Below are 10,575 nucleotides of genomic sequence, written 5' to 3' on the forward strand. Positions count from 1 at the left end.
TCACATCCGAAAGACGCCGAAGCCGCGGCGGCCCCCGACGGTGGTCGAGTGCACGGCCGACAGGGCCATGCCGAGCACGGTGCGGGTGTCGCGCGGGTCGATGACACCGTCGTCGTAGAGCCTCGCGGTGACCGCGAACGAGTGCGACTCGGCCTCGATCTGGGCCTCGATGGCCTCGGTGCGGGCGGCGTCGGCGGCCTCGTCCACGGGCCGCCCGGCCGCCGCCGCCGACGCGCGGCCGACGATCGAGAGCACCCCGGCGAGCTGCGTGGCGCCCATGACGGCGAGTTTGGCGCCGGGCCAGGAGAACATCAGCCGCGGGTCGTAGGCGCGCCCGGACATCCCGTAGTTCCCCGCGCCGAAGGACGAGGCCATGTTGACCGTCAGGTGCGGCACCGCGCTGTTGGTGACCGCGTTGATCATCTTGGCGCCGTCCTTGATGATCCCGCCCTGCTCGTAGCTGGTGCCGACCATGTAGCCGGTGGTGTTCTGCAGGAACACCAGCGGCGTGTCGGTCTGGTTGGCGAGCAGGATGAACTCGGCGGCCTTCTTGGCCTCCTCGCTGAAGAGCACGCCGCGGTGGTTGGCCAGGATGCCGACCGGATACCCGTGGATCGAGGCCCACCCGGTGACCAGCGACGTGCCGTAGAGCGACTTGTACTCGCCGAACTCGGAGTCGTCGACGACGCGGGCGAGGATCTCGCGCGGGTCGAAGGGCACCTTGCTGTCGGCCGAGACGACACCGAGGATCTCGTCCGGGTCGTACCGCGGCGGCGCGGGGTTGGCCCTGGGCTGCGGGCCCAGCTTGCGCCAGTTGATCGTGGCCATGATCTCGCGGCCGATCCTGATCGCGTCTCGCTCGTCGGCGGCGAAGTGGTCCGCGAGCCCCGAGACCCGCGAGTGCATCTCCGCGCCGCCCAGGGTCTCGTCGTCGGCGTCCTCGCCGGTGGCCATCTTGACCAGCGGCGGACCGCCGAGGAACACCTTGGCCTGCCGGTCGACCAGCACCGCGTAGTCGCACATGCCGGGCACGTACGCGCCGCCCGCGGTGGAATTGCCGAACACCAGCGCGACCGTCGGCACGCCCGCCGCGGACAGCGCGGACAGCTCGTGGAAGATCCGTCCGGCAGGCACGAACAGGTCGGCCTGGGTGGGCAGGTCGGCGCCACCGGACTCCACCAGGTTGACCACCGGCAGCCGGTTGACCCGGGCGATCTCCAAGGCGCGCAACGTCTTCTTGAGCGAGTACGGGTTCATCGCGCCGCCGCGCACGGTGGGGTCGTGCGCGATGAGCACACACTCCACATCGGACACCACGCCGATCCCGGTGACCTCGCTGGCGCCGACGGTGAACTCGGTGCCCCAGGCGGCCAGAGTGGACAGCTCCAGGAACGGGCTGTCCGGGTCGAGCAGCAGCTCGATCCGTTCGCGCACCGGCAGTCGGCCCCGATCCCGGTGGCGCCGCTGGTAGCGCTCGCCACCGCCCGCGACCGCCAGCCGCACCTGCTCGTCGAGCTGGTCGAGCACGGCGAGCTGCGCGGTCCGGTTCGCCAGGTAGCCGGGCGCGTTTGTGTCCACTGTGGACTTGAGGACGGGCATCGATCGGCTCCTCGAACGCTCAGTAGGACCGGGGCAGGCCCAGGCTGTGCTGGGCGACGAAGTTCAGGACCATCTCCCGGTTCACCGGGGCGATCCGCAGCAGCCGGGCCAGGCCCCAGTACGGCACCAGGCCGTACTCGCTGGCCATGCCGTTGCCGCCGTGGGTCTGGATCGCGGCGTCGAGCGCGGCGAGCGCGGCCTCCGCGGCGGCGTACTTGGCCATGTTCGACGCCTCGCCCGCGGGCAGCCCCCGGTCGTGCAGCCAGGCCGCCTTGGCCGTCATCAGCGCCGCCAACTCGGTCTCGATCTTCGCCTTGGCCAGCGGGTGCGCGACGCCCTGGTGTCCGCCGATGGGGGTGTCCCAGACCTGCCGGGTCTTGGCGTACGCGGCCGCCTGGCCGAGCGCGTGCCGGGCGATGCCGACACACAGCGCGGCGCCGGTGATCCGCTCCGGGTTCAGCCCGCGGAACATCTGCCGGAACCCGTGTCCCTCTTGTCCGACAAGGGATTCCGGGCCGACGCGGACGTCGTCGAAGTGCAGGGTGAACTGCTTCTCCGGCAGCATCGCGTCGACCGACAGCGGCGTGCGAAGCAGGCCCGGGGCGTCGGTGGGCACGATGAACAGCGAGGTCAGCGCCGAACCCTGCTCGTCGCGGCCGGTCCGGGCCACGACGAGCACCGCGTCGGCCTCGTCCACCCCGGAGATGTAGTACTTGGTGCCGCGCAACAGCCAGTCTTCACCGTCGCGGGTGGCGGTGGTCGAGAGCCGGTGGGAGTTCGTCCCGGCGTCCGGCTCGGTGATCGCGAAGACGACCTTCGCCGTGCCGTCCGCCAGTCCGGGCAGCCAGCGGGCGCGCTGGTCGTCGCTGCCGAAGTCGGCGATCAGCTCGGCCGAGATGGCGGCCGAGACCAGCAGCAGGAGCAGCGGCGTGCCCTGCGCGGCGATCTCCTCGCAGACGATGGCCAACTCGACCAGGCCGCCACCGCCACCGCCGTGCGCCGCCGGGATGTTGACCCCGATGAAGCCCGCCTTGCCGAGCGCGGTCCACAGTTCTGCGCACGGCTCGTGGGTCGCCGCGCGCTCTGTGTAGTAGCGCGGGCCGAAGCCGCGCGCGATCTCGGCCACGGCGGCGCGCAGGTCACGGTGCTCGTCGATGTCGAGGAAGTCCACGGTGCTCCAAGTGATTAGTGATTCACTAGCGACCTTACCCCCTCGGATGCGAGACTGACCAGATGCAGACCGAACCGGCTCGGCCCCGGCACCGCGATCCCGGCCGCCGGGCGCGAATCCTGCAGGCCGCGGCGGAACTGGCCGCGCGCCGCGGGTTCCACGCCATCGCGCTGGCCGACATCGGCGCCGAGGCGGGCATCGTCGGCTCCGGGATCTATCGGCACTTCGACAGCAAGACGGCCATCCTCATCGCGCTCCTCGACCGCGGGATGGACCGGCTGCAGAACCGCGCCACCGAGATCGCCGCTACCGCGACCGACGACCGGCAGGCGCTTTCCGCCTTGGTCCGCGACCATATCAAGGTGGCCATCGAGGACCGCACCATCCTGGCCGTCTACCACCGGGAGGTGCACAACCTGCCCGAGGACGACCGCAGGCGGCTGCGCCGCGGGCAGCGGCTCTACGTCGAGGAATGGGTGCACGTGCTCGCCCCGCTGCGCCGCGACCTGGCCGACGCCGAACTCCGACTGGCCGTGCACGCGGCGGTCGGGGCCATCCAGTCGACCCTGTTCTACCGGGCGGGGCTGAGCGACGAGCGCCTCGGCGACCTGCTCGACACGATGGCGCACGCGTGTCTCGGCGTCGATCCGGCACCGATCGAGACAATTAGTGAATTGAAAGTGACTAACTCTTGATTTTGCCGGGTGCGCCGGGAATGCTGGCCACCAGTCCAGCGAGGATGCTGACGCGCACCCGGCTGGCGTAGCCGTCTGACCTCAGGAGACCTCGCCTATGTACCCCGGAGCGATCGCCGCTCAGACCCCCGACAAGCCCGCGCTGATCATGGCCGACACCGGGGAGACGCTGAGCTACGCCGAACTGGAGGACCGCTCGATCCGGCTCGCCCGCGCGCTGCACGACGCCGGGCTGCGCCCCGGTGACGACGTCGCCCTGCTCGCCGAGAACAGCCCGCGCTACTACGAGGTCTTCTGGGCGGCCATGCGCAGCGGCCTCTACATCACCGCGATCAACCAGCACCTCAAGGCAGCCGAGATCGCCTACATCGTCCGCGACTGCGGGGCACGCGCGATCGTCGTGTCCGCGACGCTGGCAGGCGTCGCGACCGAGATCGCGCCGGAGACCACCGGGGTCGAGCTGCGGCTGGCCTTCGGCGGCGCGGTGGCCGGGCACGGCGACTACGAGGACGCGCTCGCCGCGGCGGACGGCACGCCGCTGCCGGATCAGCCGCGCGGCAAGGACATGCTGTACTCCTCAGGCACGACCGGGGTGCCCAAGGGCGTCAAGGCGCCGCTGCCCGGCCAGCAGGTGCACGAGGGCGGCGACCCGCTGATCGCGGTGTTCGGCCCGCTCTACGGCCTCGCGGCCGACACCGTCTACCTGTCCCCCGCGCCGCTCTACCACGCCGCGCCGCTGCGCTTCGGCGGGATGATCCACCAGGTCGGCGGCACCGTGGTGATCATGCCGAAGTTCGAGCCCGCCGCCGCGCTCGGCGCGATCGAACGCTACGGCGTCACGCACAGCCAGTGGGTCCCCACGATGTTCGTGCGGATGCTCAAGCTGCCCGCGGCCGAGCGCGCGGGCTTCGACCTGTCCACGCACCGGGTCGCCGTGCACGCGGCGGCCCCCGCGCCGGTCGAGGTGAAGCAGGCGATGATCGACTGGTGGGGCCCGATCCTGCACGAGTACTACGCCGCCACCGAGGCCATCGGCATCACCCTGATCGACTCGCCGACCTGGCTGACCAAGCCCGGCTCGGTCGGCCGGGCGGGGCTCGGCATCCTGCACGTGTGCGCCGACGACGGCACCGAATTGCCTGCGGGCGAGGTCGGGCTCGTCTACTTCGAGCGCGAGGTACTGCCGTTCGCCTATCACAACGACCCGGAGAAGACCCGCCAGGCGCAGCACCCGGACCACCCGAACTGGGGCACCACCGGCGATGTCGGCTACGTCGACGAGGACGGCTTCCTGTTCCTCACCGACCGGAAAGCCTTCATGATCATCTCGGGCGGGGTGAACATCTACCCGCAGGAGGTCGAGAACGCGCTGACGCTGCACCCCGCCGTGTTCGACCTCGCGGTGATCGGGCTCCCGGACGACGAGATGGGCGAGCGGGTCAAGGCCGTCGTGCGGCCCGCCGACGGCGTCGAGGCGGGTCCCGCACTGGAGCGGGAGCTGCTCGACTTCCTGCGCGAGCGCATCGCGCACTACAAGGTGCCGCGCAGCGTCGACTTCGTCGCCGACCTGCCCCGCACCGCCACCGGCAAGCTGCAGAAGCACAAGATCCGCGACAGCTACCTGACCGCCCCGACCGCCTGAGAGACGGTGCCGCCATGACCTCGACCACCACCGCGCCCACCCGCTTCACCTATCCCGCCCGCGACGGCCTGGACATCGTGGCCTACCGCTGGGACCCCGAGGGCCCGGCCCGCGGCATCGTCCAGCTCACCCACGGCATGGGCGAGCACGTGCTGCGCTACGCCCACCTCGCGGGCGCGCTCACCGCCGCCGGGTTCGTCGTGTACGGCCAGGACCACCGCGGCCACGGGGCCACCGCGCCGTCCGAGGACGCGCTGGGTCAGATCGGCCCGACCGGCTGGAGCGAGCTGGTCAACGACATCGACCTGCTCGTCACGCACGCCCGCGGCGAGCACCCCGACCTGCCGCTGGTGCTGGCCGGGCACAGCATGGGCTCGTTCGCGATGCAGCAGTACCTGCTCGACCACAGCGGGCACGTCGACGCGGTGGCACTCACCGGCACAGCCTCGATCGACCTGCTCGAACCGGCCCTGAACCTCGACGAGCCGATCGAACTGTCCGCGTTCAACGCCCCCTTCGCCCCCGCCCGCACCGAATTCGACTGGCTCTCCCGCGACGAGAGCCAGGTCGACGCCTACCTGGCCGACCCGTACTGCGGCCGGGGCCTCGACATGACGTCGGGCAAGGCGATGTTCGCGGGTGCCCGCGCGCTGGCCGACCCCGAGCGGATGGCCGCCATCCGCTCGGACCTGCCGGTCTACATCGCCGTCGGCGAGGCCGACCCGGTCAACGGTCAGCTCGCGCTCGTGCACGCCCTGCTCGGCAGGCTCGCCGCGGCCGGGATCTCCGACGTCACTCTGCACACCTATCCCGGCGCCCGACACGAGATCCTCAACGAGACCAACCGGGACGAGGTCGAGGCCGACCTGCTCACCTGGCTGGACCGCGTGGTGCCCGTCGCGCACTGACCGCACCCGCTCGGCCGAGTCGTGGCCCGCGAGACCTCTCTCGCGGGCCACGTTCTCGTCGCACGTGGGCCGGATCATGTTGTGCCCGCTGCCCGATGTTGGTTGAGTCGACTGAATCGGGTGCAGCGCGGCGTCGAGAGGTATCTCATGAACGCAGCGGAAACGCTGACGGTTGACCAGGTCATCGACACGACTCGCTATCCACTGTCGGATCCGACCGGCGGCGCCTGGCAGGACGTGGTTTCGCACGCCAGAGCCGAACTCCGACTGCACGGCTGCTGTGTCCTGCCCGACTTCGTGCGACCGTCCTTGCGGGACGAGATGTGCCGCGAGGGCGCGGAGATCGCCCCACTGGCGCACTACGACGTCGAAGTGGTCAACGCCTACAACATCGCGACGGACACGCCGCTGCCCGACGGCCATCCCGGCCGCACCACGATGGAACGCGGCAACGCGTTCGTCGCGCGCGACCGCATCCCCGCGCACTTCGTCATCCACCGGCTCTACACCAGCGAGCTGTTCCAGCGGTTCGTCGCCGACTGCTTCGAGCTGCCCCGCGTGCACGAGCTCGCGGACCCGCTGGCCGGACTGTGCCTCAATGTCATCCGCCCCGGGCTGGCGCATCCGTGGCATTTCGACACCAACGAGTACACCGTGAGCATGCTCACCCGACAATCGCGGGGTGGCGTCTTCGAATACTGCCCGAACATCAGGTCGGCGCACGACGAGAATTTCGCCGACGTGCGCACGGTATTGGCGGGCGAGGGCGAGCGGCTGGTCCGCGGACTTTCGCTGCGGCCGGGCGATCTGCAACTTTTCAAAGGCCGCTACGCACTGCACCGGGTGACCACCGTGCGCGGCGACACGGCGCGCCATTCGGCGATCTTCGCCTACAGCGAGCGGCCCGGCGTCATCGGCAGCGTGGAACGGACTCGGCAGCTTTTCGGCCGCGTGCTGCCCGCCCACCTGGGCGAGGGCCGCGCCGTCCGGGGCGACCACTTGCTGGATTAGGAGTCGATTCGTGCGGTTCGACGCCACCGGGAAAGTATCCCTCGACCACATCTACACCGAACCCGATCCGCGCGCGTATTTCGGCGCGCTGCGCGAACTCGACTACCGCATTCCCGAGTTGGCCAAACCGTATTTCGGCACCCTGATCCAGGAATACCGGAAATCGCGGGAGGTCGACGTTCCCACGGTCCTCGACATCGGCTGCTCGTACGGCGTCAACGGCGTGCTGCTCCGCTGCGACGCGACGATGGACGACCTGTACGACCGGTACCGCGGCGACGCGTCCGCGCTGGACCAGGACCGACTGCTGGCCCGCGACCAGGAGTTCGTCCGCGCCCGCGACAGCAGGAACGCCCGGTTCGTCGGTCTGGACAGCTCGCTCCCGGCCCTTTCCTACGGGCTGTCCGCCGGATTCATCGACGACGCGGTACACGCCGATCTGGAGCAGCGCGACCCCACGGCGGAACAGCGCGAACAGCTCGCCGGGACCGATATCGTCATCTCGACGGGCTGTATCGGCTATGTCACCGAACAGACGATCGCCCGGGTCGCCCGCGCGCCCGGCGAACACAAACCCTGGATGGCGCATTTCGTGCTGCGCATGTTCTCCTTCGATCCGGTGGCCGACAGTTTGGCCGATCTGGGCTACGAAACCGTGCCCGTCGACCGGCTATTCCCGCAGCGCCGGTTCGTCTCGGCCGAGGAACAGTCGCTCGTGCTGGACACCCTGTCGGCAGGCGGAGTCGACCCGCGCGGCCTGGAGGACGACGGCTGGTTTTACGCCCGACTGCACCTCTCGCGGCCGCGCGACACCGGCGGTTGCGCGCTCGTCGATCTTGCCGCCATGATGGATATCGCCGCGTCGAAGTCCCCCAACCAGCCAATTCGAGGATGACCGTGAACAGCAGTCTGGACTGGTCCACCCGCACCTTCGGAAATGAGGAGCGGCTGCCGCGAGTGCCGTTGCCGACGGTGGCGGAAAGCTGCGAACGATTCCTCGCGTGGTGCGCGCCGCTGCTGACCACCGAGGAATTGGCGGAGACCGAGGCCGCGGTGGCGGCGTTCCAGCGGCCGGACAGTCCCGCGCACGAAGCGCACGCCGCGATCGAGCGCTACGACGCCGAGGACGGCGTGCATAGCTGGCTCGACACCTTCTGGCCCGCGCGGTATCTGGGCCGCCGCGACCGGATCGCGCTCAACGCGAACTTCTTCTTCCTGTTCCGGGAGTCCGACCAGAGCCAGGCGGACCGGGCGACCGGGCTCATCGCCGCGGCGGTCGACTACAAGCTCAGCCTCGACGCCGAACTCGTCGAGCCGATCGTCCATCGTGGACAGCCACTCTCCATGGCGCAGAACAAGTTCCTGTTCTCCTCGACCCGGATTCCCGGACCGGTGCAGGACACCGTCCGCGTGCCCTACACCGACCAGTGGCCGGGCCCGTCCGACGCGCGGCACATCGCGGTCTTCTTTCGCGGCACCATGTTCCGGCTGGATGTGCTGGGCCCGGACGGCACGCCGCACTCCCCGGACGACCTCGCGGCGGGGCTGGACGCGATCCGCAAGGCCGGTGCGCCGGGGGCCGCCGCCGACACCTCGGTCGGGCACCTCACGACCAAGGCCCGAGCCGAGTGGGCGGCAAGCAGGCAGGCGCTGCTGGCCGTCGACCCCGGCAACGCCGCCGCGCTCGACACGGTGGAGACCGCGCTGTTCTGCCTGTGCCTGGAGGACTTCGCCCCCCGCGACATCCAGCACGCGTGCGATCAGATGCTGCATGGCGACAGCGGCAACCGCTGGTTCGACAAGGCCGTGTCGCTGATCGTCTTCGACGACGGCACCGCCGGGATCAACGTGGAGCACTGCGGCCTCGACGGCACCACGATCCTCAACTTCGTCGACGCGCTGCTCGGCGGATCGGCGGCGGAGCACGCCACGCGGTCGGGCGCCCGATCCCAGGGCCTGCCCGCGGTCGAGCCGGTCGAGTTCGTGCTCGACGCCGACCTGCGGGCCGACGTGTCGGCCGCGGCCGACACGTTCGCCGCGTACGCGGCCGACACGGCAACGTCTCTGCTGTCCTTTGCGGACTTCGGTGGGAACCGGGCCAAGCAGCTCGGCATGTCACCGGACGCGTTCGTGCAGATGGCGTTTCAGCTCGCGCACAAGCGCACCAAGGGACTCATCGGCGCCACCTACGAGTCGATCGCCACCCGCCAGTACCGGCACGGCCGCACCGAGGCCATGCGCGTCGTGACGCCCGAGGTGCTGGCTTTCGTGGCCACGATGGAGGACCCCGCCGCGACCGCGGCCATCCGCCGAACGGCGTTGCGGACCGCGGGCGAGCGGCACGTGGCCCGCGCCAAGGAGTGCCAGGCGGGGCAGGCGCCCGAGCAGCACCTGTGGGAACTCCAGTTGGTCCACCGACGACTCGGCGCGTCGGAGCCGCTCGCGCTGTACGACTCCCCCGGCTGGCTCAAGATGCGCGACGACTACCTGAGCACGAGTTCCGCGCCGTCGACCAACATCCGGTACTTCGGGTTCGGGTCGACCAGCAGCCGGTGCATCGGCATCGCCTACGTGCTGCTGCCCGACCGGCTGAACCTCTATCTGAGCACACCCCGCGCGGTGGCAGGCGAGATGGCCGCGTTCGCCGACAACCTCAAGGACGCGGTGCGGGAACTGGAAGACCTGCTAGCCGACCCGGAAATGTCCTAAAAGGACCAGAAGGGCCACCCCTCGGGGTGACCCTTCTGCCGGGTCAGTCTTCGAGTTGGAACTGCATTGGTGCGGTATCAAATGCCGCACAGCGACAAGAAAGTCAGGCCGGTAGGTCGAGCGAACCGACCTTGATGGGTTCGCACGAAACGTGCCGAACGGCGCCATGCTGAACTCCAACATGCCCACAGACGGCGCCTTGGTGTCCCGATCGCGGGTTCGCACCCTGCTGGATCGTCAGTTCGACGCAGTTGTTGTCGCCGCCACTCCGACTGCTCTCTTGCGCCATTGACTGCATGGCGAGGCGGGCGACGACGCCCGATCGGTTTGATCATCGGATCAACGATCCGGTGTGACGAGCGTCGGATCCCGGCAGCGTAGTCGCCGGTTTGCAGCAGCCCGGAATCACGCAGGGCTGGAGTTCGCAGACGGACGCGGTGTCGGCCTCAGTGCGCAGGAAGGCGCGAAACTCCCGGCCGGTCAGCCAGCCTGGATACAGCTCACCTTGACCGGCGCCTTGGCCTTCCACAACATAGATAGGATCGAAAAAGGCGGTCACCTTGCCATCGACGGCTTCCATGATCTGGTATGCCGAGGGGCTCCAGTAAAGGCTGAAGAAATAGCCGCCGCCAGCCGAGAGCCGTCGCGCGATCTCCGGTATGCTGCCAGCCCATCCGTTGGGCTCGACGGCCACAACCGACGCACCATGTTCGATGAGGGCTATTCAGCTGGCTGCATAGAAGTGCAGAGCGATTACGGTTGAGATGGTTGCAGCGAATGTTGCGATGGGACGCCGGTAGTCGGTGTGCATGATCCGCCAGGTCTTAAAATTTGCGATGA

Annotated in this window: 9 protein-coding genes; 6 read left to right on the forward strand and 3 right to left on the reverse strand. The window is 69.5% G+C overall.

The features are described from left to right. The gene (locus ACT4N7_RS27010; RefSeq protein WP_444831680.1) at positions 1 to 1,599 is read right to left on the reverse strand and encodes an acyl-CoA carboxylase subunit beta; all 1,599 of its coding nucleotides are present in this window, start codon (positions 1,597 to 1,599) and stop codon (positions 1 to 3) included. Positions 1,600 to 1,618: 19 nt separating this feature from the next. Beyond that, entirely contained in the window at positions 1,619 to 2,770 is a 1,152-nt protein-coding gene (locus ACT4N7_RS27015) for an acyl-CoA dehydrogenase family protein (RefSeq protein WP_444831681.1), read from the reverse strand. A gap of 62 nt (positions 2,771 to 2,832) precedes the next feature. On the opposite strand from ACT4N7_RS27015, the gene ACT4N7_RS27020 reads away from it, so the two are divergent. The 6 genes from ACT4N7_RS27020 (at position 2,833) to ACT4N7_RS27045 (ending at position 9,735) form a co-directional block, all read left to right on the forward strand. Continuing rightward, on the forward strand, positions 2,833 to 3,465 hold the full coding sequence (locus ACT4N7_RS27020; RefSeq protein ID WP_444831682.1) for a TetR/AcrR family transcriptional regulator: 633 nt from the start codon (positions 2,833 to 2,835) through the stop codon (positions 3,463 to 3,465). 97 nt (positions 3,466 to 3,562) lie between these two features. Continuing rightward, the gene (locus ACT4N7_RS27025; protein ID WP_444831683.1) at positions 3,563 to 5,107 is read left to right on the forward strand and encodes an acyl-CoA synthetase; all 1,545 of its coding nucleotides are present in this window, start codon (positions 3,563 to 3,565) and stop codon (positions 5,105 to 5,107) included. Between the two features lie 14 nt (positions 5,108 to 5,121). Next, positions 5,122 to 6,015 (forward strand): alpha/beta fold hydrolase, encoded by an 894-nt coding sequence (locus ACT4N7_RS27030; RefSeq protein ID WP_444831684.1) that lies wholly within the window; start codon positions 5,122 to 5,124, stop codon positions 6,013 to 6,015. A 147-nt stretch (positions 6,016 to 6,162) separates the two neighbouring features. Beyond that, positions 6,163 to 7,026: a HalD/BesD family halogenase gene (locus ACT4N7_RS27035; protein WP_444831685.1), complete on the forward strand. Its 864-nt coding sequence runs from the start codon at positions 6,163 to 6,165 to the stop codon at positions 7,024 to 7,026. A 10-nt stretch (positions 7,027 to 7,036) separates the two neighbouring features. After that, a complete protein-coding gene (locus ACT4N7_RS27040) occupies positions 7,037 to 7,921 on the forward strand; it encodes a class I SAM-dependent methyltransferase (protein ID WP_444831686.1) in 885 nt (294 codons plus the stop codon). Next, positions 7,918 to 9,735 carry a choline/carnitine O-acyltransferase gene (locus tag ACT4N7_RS27045; protein WP_444831687.1) on the forward strand — a complete coding sequence of 606 codons (1,818 nt, stop codon included), beginning with the start codon at positions 7,918 to 7,920 and terminating at the stop codon, positions 9,733 to 9,735. The genes ACT4N7_RS27040 and ACT4N7_RS27045 overlap by 4 nt, the downstream gene beginning before the upstream one ends. Positions 9,736 to 10,066: 331 nt before the next feature. Here ACT4N7_RS27045 and ACT4N7_RS27050 read toward each other — a convergent pair whose 3' ends face one another. Beyond that, entirely contained in the window at positions 10,067 to 10,429 is a 363-nt protein-coding gene (locus ACT4N7_RS27050; protein WP_444831688.1) for a hypothetical protein, read from the reverse strand. Positions 10,430 to 10,575 lie beyond the last annotated feature (146 nt).

It is taken from the genome of Actinokineospora sp. (assembly GCF_052390155.1).
Lineage (GTDB): Bacteria > Actinomycetota > Actinomycetes > Mycobacteriales > Pseudonocardiaceae > Actinokineospora.

Coding starts and splice junctions, on each gene's coding strand:
- ACT4N7_RS27020 (WP_444831682.1), top strand. CDS start 2,833: ATGCAGACCGAACCGGCTCGGCCCCGGCACCGCGATCCCGGCCGCCGG.
- ACT4N7_RS27035 (WP_444831685.1), top strand. CDS start 6,163: ATGAACGCAGCGGAAACGCTGACGGTTGACCAGGTCATCGACACGACT.
- ACT4N7_RS27030 (WP_444831684.1), top strand. CDS start 5,122: ATGACCTCGACCACCACCGCGCCCACCCGCTTCACCTATCCCGCCCGC.
- ACT4N7_RS27010 (WP_444831680.1), bottom strand. CDS start 1,599: ATGCCCGTCCTCAAGTCCACAGTGGACACAAACGCGCCCGGCTACCTG.
- ACT4N7_RS27045 (WP_444831687.1), top strand. CDS start 7,918: ATGACCGTGAACAGCAGTCTGGACTGGTCCACCCGCACCTTCGGAAAT.
- ACT4N7_RS27025 (WP_444831683.1), top strand. CDS start 3,563: ATGTACCCCGGAGCGATCGCCGCTCAGACCCCCGACAAGCCCGCGCTG.